Annotated in this window: 20 protein-coding genes; 5 read left to right on the plus strand and 15 right to left on the minus strand. The window is 65.2% G+C overall.

The window, feature by feature from the left end; genetic code table 11:
- Positions 1 to 113: 113 nt before the first annotated feature.
- The 8 genes from ACTXGA_RS08175 to ACTXGA_RS08210 form a co-directional block, all read right to left on the minus strand.
- Positions 114 to 1,118 carry a BMP family lipoprotein gene (locus ACTXGA_RS08175; RefSeq protein WP_443392655.1) on the minus strand — a complete coding sequence of 335 codons (1,005 nt, stop codon included), beginning with the start codon at positions 1,116 to 1,118 and terminating at the stop codon, positions 114 to 116.
- Positions 1,119 to 1,244: 126 nt separating this feature from the next.
- Positions 1,245 to 1,658: a GNAT family N-acetyltransferase gene (locus ACTXGA_RS08180; protein WP_443392656.1), complete on the minus strand. Its 414-nt coding sequence runs from the start codon at positions 1,656 to 1,658 to the stop codon at positions 1,245 to 1,247.
- Positions 1,648 to 2,295, minus strand: coding sequence for a tRNA (adenosine(37)-N6)-threonylcarbamoyltransferase complex dimerization subunit type 1 TsaB (gene tsaB, locus ACTXGA_RS08185; RefSeq protein WP_443392657.1), 648 nt, complete (start codon positions 2,293 to 2,295; stop codon positions 1,648 to 1,650). Before tsaB ends, ACTXGA_RS08180 begins: the two co-directional genes overlap by 11 nt.
- The gene (locus ACTXGA_RS08190) at positions 2,285 to 2,848 is read right to left on the minus strand and encodes a NifU family protein (protein WP_443392658.1); all 564 of its coding nucleotides are present in this window, start codon (positions 2,846 to 2,848) and stop codon (positions 2,285 to 2,287) included. The genes tsaB and ACTXGA_RS08190 overlap by 11 nt, the downstream gene beginning before the upstream one ends.
- A gap of 84 nt (positions 2,849 to 2,932) precedes the next feature.
- Positions 2,933 to 3,985 (minus strand): COG3904 family protein, encoded by a 1,053-nt coding sequence (locus ACTXGA_RS08195; protein ID WP_443392659.1) that lies wholly within the window; start codon positions 3,983 to 3,985, stop codon positions 2,933 to 2,935.
- A 62-nt stretch (positions 3,986 to 4,047) separates the two neighbouring features.
- Positions 4,048 to 4,503, minus strand: a complete 456-nt coding sequence (locus ACTXGA_RS08200; protein ID WP_443392660.1) for a universal stress protein — start codon at positions 4,501 to 4,503, stop codon at positions 4,048 to 4,050.
- A 90-nt stretch (positions 4,504 to 4,593) separates the two neighbouring features.
- Entirely contained in the window at positions 4,594 to 5,247 is a 654-nt protein-coding gene (locus ACTXGA_RS08205; protein ID WP_443392661.1) for a hypothetical protein, read from the minus strand.
- Positions 5,248 to 5,279: 32 nt separating this feature from the next.
- Positions 5,280 to 6,140 carry a branched-chain amino acid aminotransferase gene (locus tag ACTXGA_RS08210; protein WP_443392662.1) on the minus strand — a complete coding sequence of 287 codons (861 nt, stop codon included), beginning with the start codon at positions 6,138 to 6,140 and terminating at the stop codon, positions 5,280 to 5,282.
- A gap of 240 nt (positions 6,141 to 6,380) precedes the next feature.
- On the opposite strand from ACTXGA_RS08210, the gene ACTXGA_RS08215 reads away from it, so the two are divergent.
- The 5 genes from ACTXGA_RS08215 to ACTXGA_RS08235 all read left to right on the plus strand — a co-directional run bounded on the left by ACTXGA_RS08215 (position 6,381) and on the right by ACTXGA_RS08235 (position 13,663).
- Positions 6,381 to 7,703, plus strand: coding sequence for a GGDEF domain-containing protein (locus tag ACTXGA_RS08215; RefSeq protein WP_443392663.1), 1,323 nt, complete (start codon positions 6,381 to 6,383; stop codon positions 7,701 to 7,703).
- 245 nt (positions 7,704 to 7,948) lie between these two features.
- Positions 7,949 to 10,732: a formate dehydrogenase subunit alpha gene (gene fdhF, locus ACTXGA_RS08220; protein WP_443392664.1), complete on the plus strand. Its 2,784-nt coding sequence runs from the start codon at positions 7,949 to 7,951 to the stop codon at positions 10,730 to 10,732.
- Between the two features lie 191 nt (positions 10,733 to 10,923).
- Entirely contained in the window at positions 10,924 to 12,126 is a 1,203-nt protein-coding gene (locus ACTXGA_RS08225) for a hydantoinase/carbamoylase family amidase (RefSeq protein ID WP_443392665.1), read from the plus strand.
- Positions 12,127 to 12,292: 166 nt separating this feature from the next.
- Positions 12,293 to 12,481 carry a hypothetical protein gene (locus ACTXGA_RS08230; protein ID WP_443392666.1) on the plus strand — a complete coding sequence of 63 codons (189 nt, stop codon included), beginning with the start codon at positions 12,293 to 12,295 and terminating at the stop codon, positions 12,479 to 12,481.
- 21 nt (positions 12,482 to 12,502) lie between these two features.
- On the plus strand, positions 12,503 to 13,663 hold the full coding sequence (locus tag ACTXGA_RS08235; protein WP_443392667.1) for a hypothetical protein: 1,161 nt from the start codon (positions 12,503 to 12,505) through the stop codon (positions 13,661 to 13,663).
- A gap of 25 nt (positions 13,664 to 13,688) precedes the next feature.
- Here the strand turns inward: ACTXGA_RS08235 and ACTXGA_RS08240 are convergent, their stop codons facing one another.
- From ACTXGA_RS08240 to lepB, 7 genes are all read right to left on the minus strand, one after another.
- Positions 13,689 to 14,387, minus strand: a complete 699-nt coding sequence (locus ACTXGA_RS08240; RefSeq protein WP_443392668.1) for a response regulator transcription factor — start codon at positions 14,385 to 14,387, stop codon at positions 13,689 to 13,691.
- A gap of 9 nt (positions 14,388 to 14,396) precedes the next feature.
- On the minus strand, positions 14,397 to 16,295 hold the full coding sequence (locus ACTXGA_RS08245; protein WP_443392669.1) for a PAS-domain containing protein: 1,899 nt from the start codon (positions 16,293 to 16,295) through the stop codon (positions 14,397 to 14,399).
- A gap of 67 nt (positions 16,296 to 16,362) precedes the next feature.
- Positions 16,363 to 17,235, minus strand: coding sequence for a DMT family transporter (locus tag ACTXGA_RS08250; RefSeq protein WP_443392670.1), 873 nt, complete (start codon positions 17,233 to 17,235; stop codon positions 16,363 to 16,365).
- A gap of 364 nt (positions 17,236 to 17,599) precedes the next feature.
- Positions 17,600 to 17,896: a hypothetical protein gene (locus ACTXGA_RS08255; protein WP_443392671.1), complete on the minus strand. Its 297-nt coding sequence runs from the start codon at positions 17,894 to 17,896 to the stop codon at positions 17,600 to 17,602.
- Between the two features lie 70 nt (positions 17,897 to 17,966).
- Positions 17,967 to 18,305, minus strand: coding sequence for a hypothetical protein (locus ACTXGA_RS08260; protein ID WP_443392672.1), 339 nt, complete (start codon positions 18,303 to 18,305; stop codon positions 17,967 to 17,969).
- Positions 18,306 to 18,659: 354 nt separating this feature from the next.
- On the minus strand, positions 18,660 to 19,337 hold the full coding sequence (gene rnc, locus ACTXGA_RS08265) for a ribonuclease III (protein WP_443392673.1): 678 nt from the start codon (positions 19,335 to 19,337) through the stop codon (positions 18,660 to 18,662).
- On the minus strand, positions 19,334 to 20,302 hold the full coding sequence (gene lepB, locus ACTXGA_RS08270) for a signal peptidase I (RefSeq protein WP_443392674.1): 969 nt from the start codon (positions 20,300 to 20,302) through the stop codon (positions 19,334 to 19,336). The genes rnc and lepB overlap by 4 nt, the downstream gene beginning before the upstream one ends.
- Positions 20,303 to 20,329 lie beyond the last annotated feature (27 nt).

Below are 20,329 nucleotides of genomic sequence, written 5' to 3' on the forward strand. Positions count from 1 at the left end.
CCTTGTGCAAACTGCTCGGGTCCGTCCGTGAGGGCGGACCCTGGTTCAGGCCATGGATGGCCCGACATGAGCGGGGTGCGGACCGGGACAGGTCTCCCGGTCCGCCAATCAGATCAGAAGTCCAGCGCCGGGCAGCTGTCGTTGGCGTAGTAGGACACCACGTCCAGCGAGCCGTCGATGATCGCGGCCTTGGCTTCCTCGACACGGGCGATCATGTCCTCGGTCACGAGGTCGGCGTTGTTGTCGTCCATCGCGTAGCCGACGCCGCTTTCCTCGAGTCCCAGCGTCATGAACTTGCCGGTTTCCAGATCGGCGCCCGCCTTCATGGATTCATAAACCGCCACATCGACGCGCTTGAGCATCGAGGTCAGCACCTTGCCCGGGTGCAGGTGGTTCTGGTTGCTGTCGACGCCGATGGACAGGATGCCCTCATCCGCGGCGGTCTGAAGAACGCCCAGACCGGTGCCCCCGGCGGCAGCATAGATGATGTCCGCACCCTGGCCGACCTGCGCCTTGGCCAGTTCGGCGCCCTTCACCGGGTCATTCCATGCGGCGGGGGTGGTGCCGGTCATGTTCGAGATAATCTTGATGTCCGGGTTCACCGCCTTGGCGCCTTGCGCGTAGCCGCAGGCAAAGTGGCGGATCAGCGGAATGTCCATCCCGCCGACAAAACCGACGGTGCCGGATTCGGACTTCATCGCGGCCATCATGCCGACAAGGTACGATCCCTGATGTTCCTGGAAGTTGATCAGCAGGACGTTCTCCGGCACCTCGGGCAGCCAGCCGTCGACGTTCACGAACTTGGTGTCGGGATAGTCGGGCGCGACTGAGCCGATCGGCTCGGCAAAGGCGAAGCCGGTGGTGATGACCGGGTTGAAGCCGGCCTCGGCAAAGCGGCGCAGGGCCTGCTCACGCTGGGCTTCGGACTGGATTTCGATGTCGCGGTAGGTGCCGCCGGTTTCGGTCGCAAAGCGTTCGGCGCCGGTATATGCGGCCTCGTTGAACGATTTGTCAAACTTGCCGCCGAGGTCGTAGATCAGCGCGGCATCGGCCATCGCGGCACCGGCGGAAAGTGCCAGTGCGGCGACGGTGCCGAGGGTCTTGGCAATGAACGTCATGGAAAACTCCCTGAGTGTGACGGATGGACAAGCCATCCGTTCCGTTTGTGATGCGGCAATCAAAGCCGCAGCGCACGGGAGGGGTCAACCGGTTTTTGGGGTGCTTCGGGTCCGGGCGGCGTGACGTCAGGGCAGTGCCCGCGTCATGATCAACGCATCATCACGGGTTCCGTCGGGCCGTGGGTAGTAGCCTTTGCGCAGCCCGGCGCGGGTATATCCCCGCGCCTCGTAGAAGGCGCGGGCAGGGGCGTTCCTTGCGGCGACCTCCAGGAAAACACGCGTGGCCTCCCGCTGTGCGGCGGCGGTGTGGAACCTGTCGAGGGCGCGGGCGGCCTCGCCTTGGCGTTGAAAGTCCGGGTCACAGGCAAGCGCGAGGATTTCAGCCTCATCGGCAATGACTTGACCCAGAACGAAGGCATGGTCGGATGTGCTGAGCAGGGCGGTGGGCTGCCGCAGCGTGGCGGCGATCTGGTCCGCACGCCACGGCGTCATGTGCCGGTAGGCGCGTGCGGCGATGTCCGACGCGGCTTCAGGGGTCAAGGATCACCGCTTTCGTGTCCCGTGACGGCGCGGCGTCCGCCGGGCGGATATAGAGCGGCGCCGGACGCGGCAGCGAGACGTTGTGCATCCGCCGCATGGCTTTTCGCGCGATGGCCTCGGCGAGGGGGTATTTTGCCTGAAGAACAAGGCCGCCGGTGCGCGCCGCGATCTCTTCGGCCCTGTGTCCAATCACGTTGGCCTCTGCACGGGCGGGCGGCAGCGGCATTTCTTCCAGCGAGGACTGGACCGGCTGACCGCCGGGAATTTGCGAATAGAGCGTGCCGCGCGGTGCTTCGACGGCGGTCAGGACAAACCCGGCGTCCAAGGCCAGGGCATCAAGGATGGACACGCCCACCGCCGGGATCCCAAGGCCAAGTGCCAGCCCGCGTGCGGCGCTGACGGAAATGCGGATGCCGGTAAAATTGCCGGGGCCGATGCCCACGCCGATGGCGTCAAGATCGGACCAGTTGCGGTCGGCCTCCTCGAGAAGCTCTTCGAGCAGGGGCATCAGGCGCTCGGCCTGTCCGCGCTTCATCTCTTCGTGGCGGGAGGCAAGAACCATAGGCCCGCATAGCAAAGCGGCGGCGCAATGCGCCGCCGATGTATCAAAAGCCAGAACGAGGAGGTCAGACGGCAACCGGGCGCACCTCGGTCACTTCGGGGATGTAGTGGCGCAGCAGGTTCTCGATGCCCATCTTCAGCGTCAGCGTGGACGAGGGGCAGCCCGCGCAGGCGCCCTGCATGTGCAGGTAGACCACACCGCGGTCAAATCCGTGGAAGGTGATGTCGCCACCGTCCTGAGCCACGGCAGGACGCACGCGGCTGTCCAGAAGTTCCTTGATCTGGCCGACGATCTCGGAATCCTCTCCGCTGTGATCCGCATGGCCGCCGGCCTGCGCCGCGCCATCCGCCATCACCGGCTGGCCGGATTGGAAATGCTCCATGATCGCGCCAAGGATCGCTGGTTTGACATGGTCCCAATCGGTCGCGTCGCCCTTGGTGACGGTGACGAAATCATTGCCGAAAAAGACGCCGGTCACGCCGTCCACGGCAAAGAGACGCTGCGCCAGAGGAGAGGCGCCTGCCGCCTCGGGCGAGGGGAAGTCAGCCGTTCCCATGTCCAGCACGGTCTGACCGGGCAGGAACTTGAGCGTGGCGGGGTTGGGCGTGGATTCGGTCTGAATGAACATCTGGGATCACCTTTTTATGGCGTCTTGCCTATATGCGCTTCGGGGCGCTCAGCGTCAAGGATTGGAACGGTTCTAAAAAGTGTGTCACTCGATGCAAAGGGTGAATGCCGACTTTATCATGGCCCGGTCCATGTCAGACAGATCCAGGGATACCCGGCGTGCGGCCCCTGAGGCGCGGCTGTATTCGGCTGCCAAATACACCTCATCAGCGCCGATCAGGTCATCTGCCATGGAGCGGGTCAGCGACAGCGTAATGTAGTCCCAGTCCCCGGTTGATCGGGCTTCGACGCGCGCGGTTCCCGGGTAGTTCCGCCCATCCATGGAGATCGTTGCCGTGGTGGCCTCTGACGCGAGGTTTGTGTTCACACCTACAGCGCGAATCAAGGCGAAGGGCTCATTGTTCCGGCACAAGAAGGTGATCTGGTTCGCCAGATCATACCCGTTCGTCGGACTGGCGCGCCGGGAGGATGCGATCACCCCATTCCTGTAGGGTTCCATGAAGAAAGGCTCATATCCTCGCGGCGTGATCAGGTCGTATTGGAGCGCTTGATCGTGTGTCAGTCTGTACATGTCGTCAGACCCCGTACCCGAAGCGAGTTTGAAGATCCGGGCGTCCACGCCCATTTCGACCATGTAGCTGACCAGATCCCCGGCGATCACTTGCGCTGACTGACTGTTGATCTCGCCTTTTTCGGCTCGAAACTGATGAAGCCCGAGCGTCTGGCCGTCTGCCAAGTATCTTTCTTGGCCGCCGATGAAGGCATAGACGCATGCGCTTTCGCAGATGCCAGCTTTGGGAAAGTCGCCCTCGAGGAATTTTTTGCTGCCATCCTCGTTGAAGCGTTCCGCCCGTTTGGCGCCGATCAGGGTGATAAGGCCGGTGCTTCGGATATAACGTCCAAGTTTTAGCGCCTCGCCCAAATTTCCGCCCGGACTGTTGAGGTACAGACGCCGGCCTTCGATCCCTTCCGGGAATTCTCGTCGAAGTCTGTCTGTGAGGCCGGGTTCGATCTGTCCGTCGATGACAACAAAGCATGTTTCGAAGTGATTGCCGAGGCACTCATACTCCAGCGCCGTTTCGGCACGCGATCCTTGGGCGGCGAAAAGAATGGCAAGCAAGCAAATGACAAAACGCATGATCGAAGCAAGAAACCAAATGATGTCAGTGAAAAAGATCGGGCGAGCCGTTAGACCGAGGCCTATGTAATCGCCTCCAGCCGCTCCTTGGACATATCGCCGGGCACAACGGTGATCGGGATCGGCAGGGTTCCCGCGTTGCGGGTCATCTGGCTGACCAGCGGGCCGGGCCCTTTCTTGTCCACGGCTGCGCCCAGCACCAACAGGCCAATTTCCGGGTCATCCTTGACCTGTGCCAGGATCTCGGTGATCGGATCGCCCTCGCGGATGACCAGTTCGGGGTCCACGCCCTGCTTGTCCCGCATCCACTTGGCGAAGACCTCGAAATGCGCCTGAATGCGTTCCCGCGCCTCTTCGCGCATGATGTCGCCGACGCCGATCCAATGGTTGAATTCGTCCGGCGGAATAACCGAAAGGATGGCTACACCACCCTTGCTCTTGGCCGCGCGCATGGCGGCAAAGCGCATGGCGTTCAGGCATTCGCGGCTGTCATCCAGAACGACGAGGAACTTGCGCATTTTTTCTCTCCTGAGCGGGGATCGTGGCAGAGGGGCACCCGGCTGTCCAGCATTGTCGGTCAGCGTCGGGCCGGTGTGGCAGGGCAGGCCCTAGGGCAGCGGGTCTTCGGTCAAAAGGCCGGGAAAGCGTTCTTCGATCAGTTCGAACCCGGCGTCGTCAAGGTTGTAGAAGGCGATTTGTGGATGGAAATCCAGCCCGTAAAGGCGCCTTCCCTCGGGCATGGCCTCCTGCAGCATGTCCAGCACCACCTGAAAGGTGTCGAAGTCCATTTTCCTTTCGGACAGAACAGGCGACAGCGCGCGGACGGATCCTCCGATCCGCAGCCGCAGACCATCGCCGCGTTCGACCTCGCAGGGCACCTCGGCGACACGGGCCAGATCCTTGATGGCGGTTTCGAAATCATCCAGCGAGTCGAGGCTGTCGAAACAGACCCGGCATGCGCGCGGACAATAGGGGGGATGTGGCGGCCGATCGACACGGATCGCGTAAGTCATCAACAGCAGTCGCCAGGGATCGCCGCGATAGGTTTCCTCTGGTCCGAAGTCGATAAGGTCGTCGCGGGTCACGCCGGGGAAAAGCACCAGCTCGGCACGGGCGAGGCCCGAGATCTGGTCGTCCAGCGACGGGCCGAGCGGTCGTTCCTGCACGCGGCGCGGGGCGGGCCGGTTGGCCCGGTGAACCGCCGTGATGATCGCGACAAACAGGCCGAGGATCACCAGCAGGATGCCCAGTTTCACGTCCATGGCTTGTCCTGTCCCGGAACCGCGCCCCGGTCTCAGGCGCTCAGCGCCCAGTCCCAATAGAGTTCGCGAACCCGGCGGGTCACGGGGCCGACCTGATAGGACTTGTCCTCGAACGCGGTGACGGGTGTCACCTTGTTCATGTTTCCGGACATGAAGACCTCATCGGCGTCATCGAAGTCCCGGAAGGTCAGCACCGTTTCCTGCACCTCGACTCCATCGGCGCGCAGATTGGCGATGTGGCGGGCGCGGGTGATGCCGGACAGGAAGGTGCCGTTGGGAATGGGAGTGAACACCACGCCATCGCGCACCATAAAGATGTTAGCGGTGGCGGTTTCGGCCACATTGCCCATTGCATCCGCGACCAGCGCATTGGCAAACCCGCGCGACCGGACCTCTGCCAGCATCCGCGCGTTGTTGGGGTACAGGCAGCCGGCCTTGGCGTTGACCACCGCATCCTCCAGCACCGGGCGGCGGAACCGGGTGTAGCCCAGCGTGGCGCTGGCAGTGTCCGGCGCCATCGGAATCTCTTCGAGGCAGATGGCGAAACCGGTCTCGTCGGGCTGCGGAACGATGGCGGTCACGTCGCCGTTGATGCCCCAGTACATCGGGCGGATGTAGACCGCTGCTCCCGGGGCATAGGCCTTGAGCCCCTCTTCGACGATCGCAACCATGTCCTCGGTCGTCATCGTGGGCCGCAGCATCAGCGCCTCGGCAGAGCGGTTCACGCGGGCGCAATGCAGGTCCAGATCCGGCGAAACCCCTTGCACATAACGCGCGCCGTCAAAGACGCTGGAGCCAAGCCACGCGCCATGATCGGCGGCCCGCATCACCATGACGTCACCGTCCTGCCACGAGCCGTTGAAAAAGGTGCGGATATTGCTGCCGGTTGCCATGGTGATCTCCCTCGTATTCGGGCGCAGGCTAGGCGGCGGCGGCAGCGAGGTCCAGAGGTCAATCGGCGGCGGGGCGGGAGAGGGGCTCCGCCCCATCGGGCTGCGCGCTCCGGCACGGCAAACCCGGCCCTGCGATGCCATGGACATGGCGAAATTCAAGGTCTGCCTGAAAGGAGATCTCAACACTTTCCTGCGTGATTGGTCAGGCGAGCAAAACCCGGATGCAGGACCATCGGTCGGATGCGGTACATCTATACGCTTCTTCTGTGCCTTGGGGCGCTGTCGGTGACAGCGCTTGTGGCCATGCTGTTCTGGCTGACGCACCGGATCGACGTTCAGGCGCGGGAGCACATGCGCGAGGCGCACCAGCTGATCCTTGAAGAACGGCTGGCGATGTTGTCGCTGGCGGTGCGGGACTATGCCCATTGGACGCTGGCCCATGACCTGATGACCGCTGGCGACGAGGCGGGGTTGTACGACAACATCGGCTCGGCGGCGGCAGAGAGCGACCTGTTTGACTGGATCTTCCTTCTGTCCCCTGATGGCACGCTGCTGCACGCCTATGGATCGCCGGACGCTGCCGACCCGGCGACTCAGTTCGATGCGGCACGCATGGCCCCCTTTCTTGCGGACCTGCGCGACAGCCCGCCCGAGGCATATGGCGCGGTATCCGGCTTTGCGCCCTGGGACGGCGTCGCAGCCCTTGTCGCCGTGGCCCGGATCACCCCCGAGAACCTGCCAGCGGCGGCGGAGCAGGAGTATCCGATCATGGTCGGCGTGACCGAGGCCGAAACGCTGCTGATGCGGCTGGAACAGCTGACAGGGGCCAGTCGACCAGACCTGACGCCTTTCGAGGATGCGGACGGCCGGGACGGGCTGTGGCTGATGGGGCCGGACGGCCAGGTGGCGCAACTGAGCTGGGACAGGCCGGCCCCCGGGACCGGGTTGCGGCAAGAGGGGTTGCCGGTGGTCGTGGCCACGGGATTTGCCATGCTGGCCATCTGTTTTGCCGCTGGCCGCTTCTTTGGTCGGCAGGCGCGGCGGTTGAACGTGGCAACGGTCCGCGCCTCGACCGATCCGCTGACCGGTTTGCTGAACCGCGCGGGGCTGGAGGAAACGCTGCAGACCTCGTCCTTGCAGGCTGCGCTGGAAGAAGGCCGGGTTGGCGTTCTGAACCTCGATCTGAATGACTTCAAGGCGCTGAACGACACCCACGGCCACAAGTCCGGCGATATGGCCCTGCAGGTGACGGCGGACCGGCTGCGCAGCGCGGTGCGCGACGGCGATTTCGTGGCGCGTCTGGGCGGCGACGAATTCATCTGTCTGATTGTCGACCGGCATCCGGACCGCGCCGCCCGCAAGGTCGCCGAGCGGATTGCCGATCTGTGTGGCCAGACCATCCGGTTCGAGGAACATGCCAGCGTCCTGCGCCCGTCGATCGGGGTGGCAATTGGCGGCATGGGGGAGGATTGGGAAACCCTGCTGGCACACTCGGATGCGGCCATGTACTGGGCGAAAAAACGCGCCCTGAACGCCCCGGCTTTTCACGGAAACCTGAACTGAACGCGGACCGGACCGACGTGGCGGACTGGAAACCGGCTGTGCCCGCCTCGCGATCGCGCGCGCGGTGGTGACAGATCGTCTGGGCACCGGATGGACCTCGGCGAAGGTGTCCTGCCGCCCCTCAACATGGCCCACTGACCTGTATCGGAAACGCCGGGGCCGCAAAAACGCCTCTGAAGGTCGGGATTGTCAGTCGCACGAAGGCCGCCGATTGTTAAAGATTGCGCAAACGACGGGAGACGCGCATGTCCGAAACGATCCGATTCACGCTGGATGGCCAAGAGGTCGAGGCGGAAAAAGGCATGACCATCTGGGAAGTGGCCAATGGCCGTGGCCTGAAGATCCCGCATCTGTGCCACAAGCCCGCGCCCGGTTACCGCCCCGACGGCAACTGCCGCGCCTGCATGGTGGAAATCGAAGGCGAGCGGGTGCTGGCCGCCTCCTGCATCCGCGAACCGTCCGAGGGCATGGTGGTCAAAAGCGCCAGCGCCCGGGCCGAAACCGCCCGCAAGATGGTCATGGAACTGCTGCTGGCCGACCAGCCGGAACAGGCGGCAGCACATGACAAATCCTCACAACTTTGGGACATGGCGGCCCAGAACGATGTTACGGAATCACGCTTTCCGACGCTGGAGGCAGAGCGCATCCCGCTCTTGGACGACAGCCACGTGGCAATGAAGGTCAACCTTGACGCTTGCATCCAGTGCGGTCTGTGCGTGCGGGCCTGCCGCGAGGTGCAGGTCAACGACGTGATCGGCATGGCAGGGCGCGGTCACGATGCCTACCCGGTCTTTGACCTTGCCGACCCGATGGGCGCGTCGTCCTGCGTGGCCTGCGGCGAATGCGTGCAGGCCTGTCCGACGGGCGCGCTGATGCCGTCGACCGTGGTGGATGAAAATCAGGTGGGTGACCGCGCGGATTTCGACGAAGAGGTCAAATCCGTCTGCCCCTTCTGCGGTGTCGGCTGTCAGGTGTCGATCAAGGTCAAGGACGGTCAGGTCAAATACGTCGAAGGCATCAACGGCCCCGCGAACGAAGGACGGCTCTGCGTCAAAGGCCGTTTCGGATACGACTATATTCACCACCCCCATCGCCTGACCAAACCGCTGATCCGCCGCTCTGACGCGCCGGAAAAGGGGCTGAACGTCGATCCAAACAACCCGTGGACGCACTTCCGCGAGGCGACTTGGGAAGAGGCGATGGAAAAGGCGGCGCATGGTCTGGCGGACCTGCGCAGCTACTATGGCGGCACCTCTGTCGCGGGCTTTGGCAGCGCCAAATGCACCAACGAAGAGGCCTACCTGTTCCAGAAGTTCATCCGACAGGGCTTTGGCCACAACAACGTCGACCACTGCACGCGGCTGTGCCACGCCTCGTCGGTGGCGGCGCTGATGGAAAACGTGGGCAGCGGCGCGGTGACGGCCACTTTCAACGAGATCGAGAATGCCGATCTGGCCATCGTGATCGGTGCCAACCCGACAGAGAACCACCCTGTCGCCGCGACCTTCTTCAAGCAGTTCGCGAAGCGCGGCGGCGAGTTGATCATCATGGATCCGCGCGGCACCGCGATGAAGCGGCACGCCAAGCACATGCTGCAGTTCCGCCCGGGCACCGACGTGGCGCTGCTGAACGCGATCATGAACGTGATCGTCGAGGAAAAGCTCTACGACCGGCAGTATATCGAGGGCTTCACTGAGGGGTTCTTTGAATTCCGCGACCACATCCGTGCTTTTACGCCGGAGCGTATGTCGGAACTCTGCGGCATTGATCCAGAGACAATCCGCACCGTCGCGCGCAGCTATGCCAGCGCCCAGCGGGCGATGATCTTCTGGGGCATGGGTGTGTCGCAGCACATCCACGGCACCGACAACGCCCGCTGCCTGATTTCGCTTGCGCTGCTCTGCGGGCAGGTGGGGCGGTCGGGCACCGGCTTGCACCCGCTTCGCGGCCAGAACAACGTGCAGGGCGCCTCGGACGCGGGGCTGATCCCGCAGGTGCTGCCGGATTACCAGTCGGTCACGGATGGCGAGGTTCGGGAACTGTTCAAGCACATCTGGCGCGGGACCGAGATTCAGGCCGCACCGGGCTTGACCGTGGTTGAGATCATGGACCGCGTGTACCGGGGTGAGATCAAGGGCATGTATATCCTGGGTGAAAACCCGGCCATGTCGGACCCGGATGTGGAACACGCCCGCAAGGCGCTGGCGCAGCTGGATCACCTTGTGGTGCAGGACATCTTTCTGACCGAAACGGCCAATTTTGCCGACGTCATCCTGCCCGCCTCGGCCCTGCCGGAGAAATCCGGAACCGTGACCAATACCAACCGTCAGGTTCAGGTGGCGCGCAAGGCGGTCAACCCGCCGGGCGAGGCTCGCGAGGATTGGGAGATCATCGTTGATCTGGCGCGGCGCGTCGGGCTGGACTGGGACTACGACGATCCGCGCGAGGTCTTTGACGAGATGAAGATGTCGATGCGCAGCCTGCATCACATCACCTGGAAACGGCTGGAGGCGGAATCCGCCGTCACCTATCCCTGTAACGGTCCGGACGACCCCGGGCAGGCGGTGGTCTTTGGCGACGGCTTCCCCCGTCGGGCCGGACGGGCCAAGTTCACGCCTGCGCGGGTGACGCCGCCCGCCGAGGTGCCGGACGAGCGTTTCCCGATGATCCTGACCACCGGGCGGCAGCTGGAGCATTGGCACACCGGGTCGATGACCCGTAGGGCCAGCGTGCTGGACGCGATGGAGCCGGAGGCGAACTGTTCGTTGCATCCCAAGACGCTGCGGCGGCTGGGCGTCGATCCCGGAGGGGTCGTGCGGCTGACCACGCGGCGGGGTTCGGTCGAGGTCATGGCGCGGGCGGACCGCGCGGTGGCCGAGGACATGGTGTTCCTGCCCTTCGCCTATGTCGAGGCGGCGGCCAACATCCTGACCAACCCGGCGCTGGACCCATTCGGCAAGATCCCGGAGTTCAAGTATTCCGCTGTCCGGGTCGAGAAGGTCGACGCGGGGCAGGTGGCCGCCGAGTGATCCAAATGTGCGCGCCTGACGGCGCGCGCAGGCTGTCTCGGCGTCGGCCTGCGGCCGTCGCCTCGGACCGCTTGGGGCGGTCGTGATCGGGTTCCGCCGGTGTCGCGCCTGTGGCTCGGGGCAGATTGCGTATTTAGAAAGAGAAGAAGCCCGGGGTGTGTCGTCCGGGGTGATACCTTGCGGAGATGCCCATGATACCCGTTGATCCCGATCGTTTCCTTGATGATCTTCACGCCCTGCGGGGGTTCGGCGCGGCGGGCGTTGGCAAGGGGGTGATCCGCCCTGCTTATTCGGAGGCCGATATCGCCGCACGGGACTGGCTGGCCGGGCGGATGGCCGAGGCGGGGTTGGACCCTGTGTTTGATCCGATGGGCTCGCTCTTTGGTTTAGCGGATGGGCCGTCGCTGTTGATCGGGTCGCATTCGGACAGCCAGCCCGAGGGGGGCTGGCTGGATGGTGCCCTGGGGGTCATCGCGGGGCTGGAAGTGGCGCGGGCGGTGCGCGCGGCCGGGGGACCTGCCGTGTCGGTCGTGTCGTTTCAGGATGAAGAGGGCCGGTTTGGCGTGACCACCGGCAGTGCCGCCTGGACCGGGGCCTTGTCGCGCGCGCAGGTCGACGGGCTGACCGATCCGGTGGGGGTGACGCTGGCCGAGGCGCGCGCTGCGATGGGAGAGCGGCTGGGCGATTGGGTCGATCCGGCGCGGTTCACAGGCTTTCTGGAGATGCATATCGAGCAGGGGCCGGTTCTGGATGCGTGCGGTGAGGCGGTGGGCGTGGTGGAGGCCATCGTCGGCATTCGGGACATGGCGATCACCTTGGACGGCCAGCAGAACCATGCGGGCACCACGCCGATGGGGGTGCGCAAGGATGCCTTTCAGGGGCTGGCGGAGGTCAACGGGCTGATCAATGCGCGGTTTCGGGATGTGGTCACGCCGGCGACGGTCTGGACGGTGGGGCATGTCTCGGTCCATCCCAATGCCCATTCCATCGTGCCGGGGCGGGTGACGTTTTCGATGCAGTGGCGTGACGGCGATCCGGACCGGTTGGACCGGATGGAGCGGATCGTGCGGGAGACGGCGGCCGAGGTGGCGGCGCGGCGGGGGCTGGATCTGAGCATGGGACCGATGCTGGGCGTGGCGCCGGTGGCGATGGATGGGCGCGTTCGGGCGGCGCTGGGCGAGGCGGCGGAGGCGGTCGTTCCGGGGCGGTGGCGGACCATGCCGTCGGGGGCGCTGCATGATGCCTCGAACCTGGCCGGGGTGATGCCCACGGGGATGCTGTTCGTGCCGTCGATCGGGGGGATCAGCCATGATTTCGCCGAGGACACGGCGGAGGCGGATCTTGTGACCGGGCTGAAGGTTCTGGCCGGGGCGGTAGAGAGATTGGCGGGGTGATGGCCGGGTGATGTCCACGCGTGGACAGCTTAGGGGGAATGCCAGATCAATGGGTTACAGGCGCGAATTTACCATTCCTTAGGAAAGCCGCCCTTTCGGGTCAGGCCAATCCGACCTTCCCCGAGGGGCAGAGCTGTTCTAGGCTGAGGGGCAGGGAGGTGCCGTCATGGACCCTGTTTCGCTTGTCTTTTACGCCACCGTCTGCGGTGTTCTTGGCCTTGCCGGACCCAGTCTGGGCTCGGCCCCGATCCGGTTGGGCATCGGCGCCGTGGTGGGCGTGGTCGCCGTGATGGTGCTGCCGTGGATCCATTCCCTGCTGGGGCAGACGGTGGGATACAGCTTTGCCGGGCCATAAGGCGCGGCGCGCGGCGCGGCGATGCGCCGATCACCCATCCTGCATCCTGCTGTGACCATTCCGCACCGGGCGCTGGACGTGCTGTTTGCCGCTGCGGCGTTGGTGCTGGGGCTGCGGATCGGGTGGGATTTCGCGACAGGTGGCAGCGCGTGGCGGCAGGGCGATTGGCTGATCAATGGCACGCTGGTCGAGGTGCGCCGGGCCTTTTTCGGAGATACCTTTATCGCGCTGCACGACCTGACGGGCGTGCCGCTGCTGGCACTGGTCTGTGGCGTGCAGATGGTGCTGATTGTCGGGCTGTGCCTGACGGTGCATCGGCTGTTGCGGATTCTGGGACCGGAGATCGCGCTGTCGCTGGCGCTGTCCTGCGGGTTCTTTGCCGTGCTCTGGGTGGCGGGCCACGAGGGCGCGCTGCGCAAGGAACTGGTGGGGTTCACGGCGCTGGCGCTGTGTGCGCTGGCGCTGGTGCGGCGTGCGGCGCCGCTGTTGGTGGCCGGGACCGGGCTGCTGTGGCTGGGGTTTCTGGGGCACGAGGCGCTGGTGCTGCTGCTGCCCTGCTACCTGTTGCTGTTGTGGCTGGGCCGGGGGCAGGTCGCGGGCTGGCTGTTGGCGGCGCTGGCGGTGTCGAGCAGCATCGCCGCCGGTCTGGCGCTGCATTATGCGCTGCGGTTTTCCGAGGTGCCGGAGGCGGCGCTGGTCTGTCGTCCGCTGCTGGAACGGGGCATGGACCCGCTGATTTGCGACGGCGCAATCCAGTGGCTGGAAATGGACCGCGCGCAGGGGATGCGAGAAGTGCGGAAGTTGCTGAACCCGCTGGCGGTGGGAAGCTTTGCACTGGCCTATCTGGTGGCGCTGATGCCCTTGGCGCTGATCCTGTGGCGGTCGGATCATCCCCGTGTCGGGATTGCCATTGGCCTTGGGTTGGCGTTGCCCTTTGTGCCGCTGTACCCGGTCGCGCTGGATTGGGGGCGCTGGGTGGGGATGCACGTGTTCTGCGGTGTTGTGGCGATGGGTTTGGCGCTGGCGCTGGGAAGGTTGCGGGTCGCGGAGCCGCCGGGCCGGTGGCAGAGGGCGCTGTGGGCCGCGCCGCTGGTGATCGTGCCAGTGACGAATTCGATCGGGGCCTTGCCGGGCGGGGTGGTGTATCCGCTGTGGCAGGTATTGGTGTCGGCGGCGGGGTGAACCCCGCCCTACGGGTGCCGCCTGATCAGCTCCAGCTGACGTCGCCGAGAAAAATGTAGCCCGCGCCGTAGATCGTCTTGATCAGGCGCGGGTTTTTCGGGTCTTCGCGCAGTTTCGTGCGCAGGCGCGAGATGCGCACGTCCATCGCCCGGTCAAAGCTTTCGCCTGCCGCGCCGCCAAGGCTTTCCTGCATGTGGGCGCGGGTGATCAGGCGTTTCGGGCTTTCGAGGAAGAGCCGCAGCACCTCGCCCTCGGCATGGCTGAAGGCGGTTTCCGCGCCGGTTTCATCCTCGAGCGCGTAGCGGTCGAAATGCGCGGTCCAGCCATTGAAACGGGCGGTCTCCGAGGGCGCGGCGCGTTTGGGGCCACGCAGGCGGGCGCGGATGCGGGCCACCACCTCTGCCGGGTCGAAGGGTTTGATGATGTAATCGTCGGCCCCCAGTTCGAGGCCGGTCACCCGGTCCTGTACCTGCGCGCGGCCCGAGATGATGATGACGGTCGCCCCCTGTTCCAGCGCCAGCCGATGCACGAGGCTCAGCCCGTCGCGGTCCGGCAGGCCAAGGTCCACAAGGCAGACATCGGGTGTGGCGCGGCGCAGGGCTGCCTCGAATTCCGTGGCGCGGCCAAAGGAGAGCGTGCGGAACCCGGCCTCTGTCAGGGCCTCGGACAGCATCTCACGGATGGCCGGTTCGTCGTCGAGGATGGTGACCAGGGGCGTTGTCATGTCGTGGGGTTAGCCGAATTGCGCCGTGGCGGGAAGGGGCGAGAGAAAGGCCGAGAGATCCTCGGCGGCAAAGGGTTTCGGCAGCACCGGGCCAAGGCGGCGGGCCTGCACATGTTGCGGGTGATCGGCCGGCAGCGAGGTCATGAGGTAGAGCGGCAGATGCGGCAGCCGTTCAGCCAGCGCAAGGCCGGGGGTGTCGCCCTCCAGCGAGATATCCGACAGGATCAGCGCGATGTCGGGCAGACCTTCGGCCAGCGAGGTCGCCTCATCGACCGAGGCCGCCTCGACCACCGCATAGCCAAGGTCGGTCAGCATGTCGCGGATGGTTTCGCGCAGGTCCGGGCTGTCCTCGACCAGCAGCGCAAGGCCGGTTTCCGCAGGCGCATCGGCGCGGCGCAGGGGCAGGCGCAGGGAAACGCGCGCCCCGGTGCCGGTGTTGAGGATACGGACAGAGCCGCCGGCGAGTTTCGTGGTGTCATAGACCATGGCAAGGCCAAGGCCCGAGCCCTCACCGCCCTTGGTGGTAAAGAAGGGGTCCAGTCCATGGGCCAGCGCGGTGTCGGAAAAGCCGGGGCCGGTGTCCTCGACCGTGAATTGCAGCCATGTGTCCTGAATCTCCTCTACCGTGATGGTGATCCGGCCCGGGTGCGCACCGCAGGCGTCGCGGGCGTTCAGGATCAGGTTCAGCAGGGCGTCCTGCAGAAGGCCAGGATCGGCCAGGTAGGGGCCTTGGGTGTGGTTCGCGATGGTGAGGGCAATGCTGTCGGGCAGCGAGGGCGTGGCCAGCGTTTCAAGCTCATCGAGGAAGGGGCCCAGCGGCAGCGGGCGCGGCTGCCAGCCGCGCTGGCTTGTCATGTCGGCGATGCGGTCGAGCAGGCGGCCACCGCGCTGTGCGGCCGAGAGGGTGGCGGTGATCAGCGGTGCGGCCTCTGCGCCCAGATCCATGCGCGCCAGTTTCGACTGCATCCCGAGGATGATGGTCAAGAGATTGGAAAAGTCATGCGCAAGGCCGGAGGTGAGCTGTGCCGCGATCTCCCGTCGCCGGGTCTGTTGCAGGGCGGCGCGGGCCTGCGTTTCCTCTGTCACGTCCTGGCTGAGGATATAGACGCCCGGTTCCATCGGGTCGGGGGTAAAGGCGGCGCGGATGCGGCGCGAGGAGCTTTCGTCGGTGAATTCGAAGGTCGAGGGATGCCCTTGGCGCGCCTCTTCGAGGTGGGGCAGGACGCGGGCATAGGCCTGCGGGCCCAGCGTTTCGGAGATGTGCAGCCCGAGGACGGAGGCCGGGCGGCCCGGCATCACGTCGCCAAGGCGGTTGTTGGAAAAGGTGTAATGCCCGTCATCATCGACGCGGGCGATGTGGGCGGGCATCATCTGGGTGGTGGCGCGGGTGCGGGCCTCTGTCTCGGCCAGTTCGCGGCGCGCCTCTTCCAGCGCCTTGTTGGTGGCGGCGAGGCGGCGGTTGGTGCGGGCCAGTTCCTCGGACCGTTTCAGGACCTCCTCGGAGAGCAGTTCCGAATGGGTGCGCAAGAGTTCCTCCTGCGCGCGGGTCTGGGTGATGTCGGTGTAGACGGTGACCCAGCCGCCCTGCGGCAGCGGCGCGCCCTCAACGCTGATGGTGCGGCCGTTGGCGCGGGTGCGTTCCATGTAGTGCGGCTCGAACGCGCGGGCGATTTCGACCCGGTCGCGCACCCATGTTTCGGGATCGCCCACATCGCCGTATTCGCCGCGCATCACCAGATGGCGGATGGTGTCCTCAAAGCTGGCGCCGGGGGTGGTCAGCTCTGCCGGCAGGTCGAACATCTGCGCGAAGGGGGCGTTGCAGACGGCCAGACGCAGGTCGGCGTCGTAGATCGTCAGCGCCTGCTGGATCAGGTTGAGCCCGGCCTGCGTAAAGGCGAGTGGGGTCATCTGCGGGCCTCCCGCTCCCGTTGGTGCCGGGGCAGGATAGCGCCGTGGGGCGTGGGGAGAAAGCGGATTACGGGCGGCGGCGCAGCCCGTCGCGCCAGAGCGAGTAGATGCCCGATGCCACGATCAGCGCCGCCCCGGTCAGGGTCAGCGTGTCGGGGCGTTCGCCGAAGACGGTATAGGCCAGCACCAGCGCGACGATCAGGCGGGAATAACGGAAGGGGGCCACGACCGATACCTCTCCGGTGCGCATGGCGGCGGTGAGCGCGGTATAACCGATGACGCCCGCGAACGCGGTGCCGCAGATCATCAGCACAGAGGTGGGCGTGGGCAGGGCGGGGGCGGGTTCGAACGCCATGATCACAAGACCCGCGAAGGTGACGACGGCAAAGCCGAGCACGCCAAGCTGCGACGGGCGGACGTGGGCGGGGGCGGTGCGGGTGGCGACATCGCGCCCGGCAAAACCGATCATGCCCAGCAGGGCAAAGATGGCGTTGGCCTCTATCCCCTCTGCCGAGGGGCGGATGATCAGCAGGACCCCGGCAAAGCCCACGGCGGTGGCGGCCCAGCGGTGCGGGCCGATGCGTTCGCCAAGGATAAGCGCGGCAGAGAGCATCACCACCAGCGGCGCGGCCTGAAGAATGGCAGAGGTGGTGGACAGCGGCGTGTAGGCAAGACTGAGCGCAAAGAACAGCCGCCCCATGATTTCGAACCCGGTGCGGATCAGCAGGCCCTTTTGCAGGTAGGCGGGATCCCAGAGTGGCACGCCTTTGCGACGGGCCTGAAAGGCGTAGATCGTCATGGCGATCAGGCCGAATTGCACGGTGCCAAGCCCGGGGGAAATGCCGCCAGTGCCGGTGGCCGCCTTGAAAAACGCATCCTCGACCCCGAAGCCCAGCATGGCGAGGATCATCCAGAGACTGCCGCGAAGATTGTCGGTCATGTGGGGCTTTCCGTGACGGGCAGGCAAGGGGTGTCACGGAGATGGCGGCAGGGCAAGAGGGGGCAGACTGCCGGGTTTGCCTGCAGAGGGAGTTTTGACGCTGAACTCGAGAAAGATCAGCAGCAGGTATGAGTCCGAACAGCCCGCGCAGTCGGAGCGTGGGGGACCCGTTGATTCCAGCGTCGTCCGGTCCATCCTTGACGACGTGGAGAGTGCTTGCAGCCCCCCAGGGCGAACTCTCGTCTGTTGTCCCGAATCCGTGCTTGGCATCATGCAGCGCGAGAGTGCCAACCGGTAAGACGTGCGGCAAGGCCGCCAAGCACGGACGACATCAGTGTTCGAGTTTCGGGGGCCTTATATCTCCCTATTGTCCGTCCCAGCCGGGTCCGACCCAGCCCAAATAGCTTTCGCCCTCGTCGTTCTTTGCCGTGCAGGGGGTGCCGACCGTGCGCTGCGGGCCGTTCAGCGGAGTGCGAAACGACTCATTTACGCAGCGGTCACCCTTGTCGGTGACATGCAGGCATTCGCCAACGATCTGGATGAAGCCCGGACCGCAATAATCCGAGCATCCGGCTTCGACGCAGGTCTGGGCTGTCGCGGGCAGGGGCATCGCAGCTGCGGAGGCTGCGACCACGGCCAAAGAGAGAGATTTCCTGATCATGGCATTTCCTTTCGGCTGGGCTTTCCTTATCGACGGCCCCGCGTGCGCGGACCGCTTGGACGACTGGCGCTCAATTCCCGGTGCAGACTGAAGAACTTAGGGCGACGAGTGCTGCACGAGGAACAGACTGCCAGTTCGGGTAATCCTGATAGATCGCCCCCCAATTCCAAGTCGGGGTGTAGCCACATTTGATGGTGAGATCGCCACCGAAATCGCCAATCTTGCCTTCCCCTCTGACACGCGCAGAGCAGGAACCGTCGCCGTTGGCATTCACGTGTTCGACCCACCAGGTCTGGCTGTAGACCCCTTCGAGATCCTGGGTATAGATCCCCCCGTCCCAGCATGCCGCGTTTGCAACTGTCGAAGCAAACGCCCCGATCAGCAGGGCGACTGTCAATCTGATGGTCATGTCGAACGCTCTCAATTCCAAGGCTGCGCCAGGGAAAGATGCCCGCCAACAGGCGCGAACAGCCCAGCCTTGGCCGACATTCCCCAAGCGGAATGTCCTTCATTCGAATGCGGCACAGGGGTGCACGGCGTTCAGGCCAATGTGCAGGTCTCATTGCCGCCCCTAGGGAGCAGTTTACAGGATCGCATGAAATATAGCGACTCTGCACGGATCTTATGCAGAGCGCCGCGCCGCGAGGATCTGTTTGCCGCTTTTGCTAGCGGTGGCCTTTCAGGGGCCGCGACTGACCGGCGCAAGGCAAAACAGCCCGCGCAGAAGCCCCTCAGGGTCTGATGTTTCGTCTTCTGTTCGGGATCAGATCAGGCTGTCCAACAACGCCTTGGCCGCCGCCTGTTCCGCCTGCCGTTTCGATCCTGCGGTGGCTTGGGCCGTTTCGCCGGAGGACAGCCGCGCCTCTATGGTGAAGACGGGGGCGTGGTCGGGGCCGCTGCGGGCGGTTTCGACGTAGCTGGGCGGTTGTTGTCCGCGGGCCTGCGCCCATTCCTGCAGGGCGGTCTTGGCGTCCTTGCTGTCTTCGTCGACACTTTCGATCCGCTTGCCCCAGAGCCGCAGGATCAGCGCCTGTGCCGCCTCGAACCCGGCGTCGAGATAGACGGCGGCAATCACCGCCTCCATCGCGTCGCCCAGCAGGGCCTGCTTGCGCCGTCCACCCGACAGCTGTTCCGACCGGCCCAGTTTCAGCGCATCGCCGATCCCGATCTCGCGCGCGACATCGGCGCAGGTTTCCTTGCGCACCAGCGCGTTGAAGCGCGGCGCAAGCTGACCTTCGGTGGCGGCGCGGTCATGTCTTAGCAACGCCTCTGCCATCACGAGGCCCAGCACCCGGTCGCCCAGAAATTCAAGCCGCTGGTTGTCTTCGCGTCCCGGACCGGAGGTCGAGGAATGGGTGACGGCGCGGCGCAGCAGGGCGGCGTCGGCAAAGGCATGGCCCAGCCTGTCCTGCAGGGCGGAGAGATCGGCAGAAAGTTTCATTTCACGGTCCTCAGGACGCGCCCCTCGCGTCCTTCTTGCGAGTAGATCACCAGACGCAGGTGTCCTTCAATGTTTGAAAGCGGCACAAAGCCGACGCCGCCCTGTATTGGTGCAAAACGGCTGTCGACGGAATTGTCCCGGTGGTCGCCCAGAACAAAGGCATGCCCCTCTGGCACCTTGAATAGGGCGGTGGTGTCCGATGGGCCGGGGCCAAGGTCCAGCACGGTGTAGGTGCGGCCCGAGGGGAGCGTTTCGGCAAAGGCGGGTTTGACGCAGGTCTCGCCCAGCGTCACCGGCACCACGCAGCGCGGATAGGTTCCGGCGGCAGAGCGGATGTTGGGTTCGGTCCAGTCGGGCAGGGGGGCCTGTGGCAGCGGCGTGCCGTTCAGCAGGACCTGACCGTCTTGCATCTGCACGGTGTCGCCCGGCAGGCCGATCACCCGCTTGATGAAATCCAAGCCGTTGACCGGGTGGCGAAACACCACCACATCGCCGCGGTCGGGGGTGGCAAGGCTGCGGGTGGCAATGGCGTAGTCGCCGGTCTGCAGGGCGGGCGTCATGCTGGCGGAGGGGATGATATAGGGCGCCCATGCGATGCGGCTGGCCGTCAGCGCGGCGGCGATGCAGACCGCGACAAGGGCGGCGCGGCTGTAGGGGCCTGGGGTGGCATCGGGGGCGGGCCGCTTGATGATCATGGCGATCACCAGGACCAGCGAGACGAAGGGGACCAGCAGCAGCCAGAGCAGCCAACCGGACCAGCCCATGTCGCGCAGGCGGCGCCGGGCATGGCCCCAGAACAGCAGGAGGGCAAGGGCGGACACAAGGGCGAACGCCGCCCCGGCAAGGCTGAGCGGCGGGACGAGGACAGGGCTCAGCAAGACCGCCATCAGGAAGATCGCGGCCAGCGCGAACCCGCCGCGTCCGGTCAACCCGGTCCAGTCGAAGGCGTCGCGGATGAACCTCATCCGCGCATGTCCGGTCGGATGGATTTC

Source organism: Antarctobacter jejuensis, from assembly GCF_052266595.1.
GTDB lineage: Bacteria > Pseudomonadota > Alphaproteobacteria > Rhodobacterales > Rhodobacteraceae > Antarctobacter > Antarctobacter jejuensis.

Excerpts from the sequence above, each read along its gene's own strand:
- ACTXGA_RS08210 (WP_443392662.1), bottom strand. The coding sequence starts at position 6,140 with ATGGCAACCGGCAGCAATATCCGCACCTTTTTCAACGGCTCGTGGCAG.
- ACTXGA_RS08195 (WP_443392659.1), bottom strand. The coding sequence starts at position 3,985 with ATGCGTTTTGTCATTTGCTTGCTTGCCATTCTTTTCGCCGCCCAAGGA.
- ACTXGA_RS08190 (WP_443392658.1), bottom strand. The coding sequence starts at position 2,848 with ATGTTCATTCAGACCGAATCCACGCCCAACCCCGCCACGCTCAAGTTC.
- ACTXGA_RS08225 (WP_443392665.1), top strand. The coding sequence starts at position 10,924 with ATGATACCCGTTGATCCCGATCGTTTCCTTGATGATCTTCACGCCCTG.
- ACTXGA_RS08245 (WP_443392669.1), bottom strand. The coding sequence starts at position 16,295 with ATGACCCCACTCGCCTTTACGCAGGCCGGGCTCAACCTGATCCAGCAG.
- ACTXGA_RS08175 (WP_443392655.1), bottom strand. The coding sequence starts at position 1,118 with ATGACGTTCATTGCCAAGACCCTCGGCACCGTCGCCGCACTGGCACTT.
- ACTXGA_RS08260 (WP_443392672.1), bottom strand. The coding sequence starts at position 18,305 with ATGACCATCAGATTGACAGTCGCCCTGCTGATCGGGGCGTTTGCTTCG.
- ACTXGA_RS08205 (WP_443392661.1), bottom strand. The coding sequence starts at position 5,247 with ATGGACGTGAAACTGGGCATCCTGCTGGTGATCCTCGGCCTGTTTGTC.
- fdhF (WP_443392664.1), top strand. The coding sequence starts at position 7,949 with ATGTCCGAAACGATCCGATTCACGCTGGATGGCCAAGAGGTCGAGGCG.
- ACTXGA_RS08240 (WP_443392668.1), bottom strand. The coding sequence starts at position 14,387 with ATGACAACGCCCCTGGTCACCATCCTCGACGACGAACCGGCCATCCGT.
- ACTXGA_RS08200 (WP_443392660.1), bottom strand. The coding sequence starts at position 4,503 with ATGCGCAAGTTCCTCGTCGTTCTGGATGACAGCCGCGAATGCCTGAAC.
- lepB (WP_443392674.1), bottom strand. The coding sequence starts at position 20,302 with ATGAGGTTCATCCGCGACGCCTTCGACTGGACCGGGTTGACCGGACGC.
- rnc (WP_443392673.1), bottom strand. The coding sequence starts at position 19,337 with ATGAAACTTTCTGCCGATCTCTCCGCCCTGCAGGACAGGCTGGGCCAT.
- ACTXGA_RS08230 (WP_443392666.1), top strand. The coding sequence starts at position 12,293 with ATGGACCCTGTTTCGCTTGTCTTTTACGCCACCGTCTGCGGTGTTCTT.
- ACTXGA_RS08215 (WP_443392663.1), top strand. The coding sequence starts at position 6,381 with ATGCGGTACATCTATACGCTTCTTCTGTGCCTTGGGGCGCTGTCGGTG.
- ACTXGA_RS08255 (WP_443392671.1), bottom strand. The coding sequence starts at position 17,896 with ATGATCAGGAAATCTCTCTCTTTGGCCGTGGTCGCAGCCTCCGCAGCT.
- ACTXGA_RS08235 (WP_443392667.1), top strand. The coding sequence starts at position 12,503 with ATGCGCCGATCACCCATCCTGCATCCTGCTGTGACCATTCCGCACCGG.
- ACTXGA_RS08250 (WP_443392670.1), bottom strand. The coding sequence starts at position 17,235 with ATGACCGACAATCTTCGCGGCAGTCTCTGGATGATCCTCGCCATGCTG.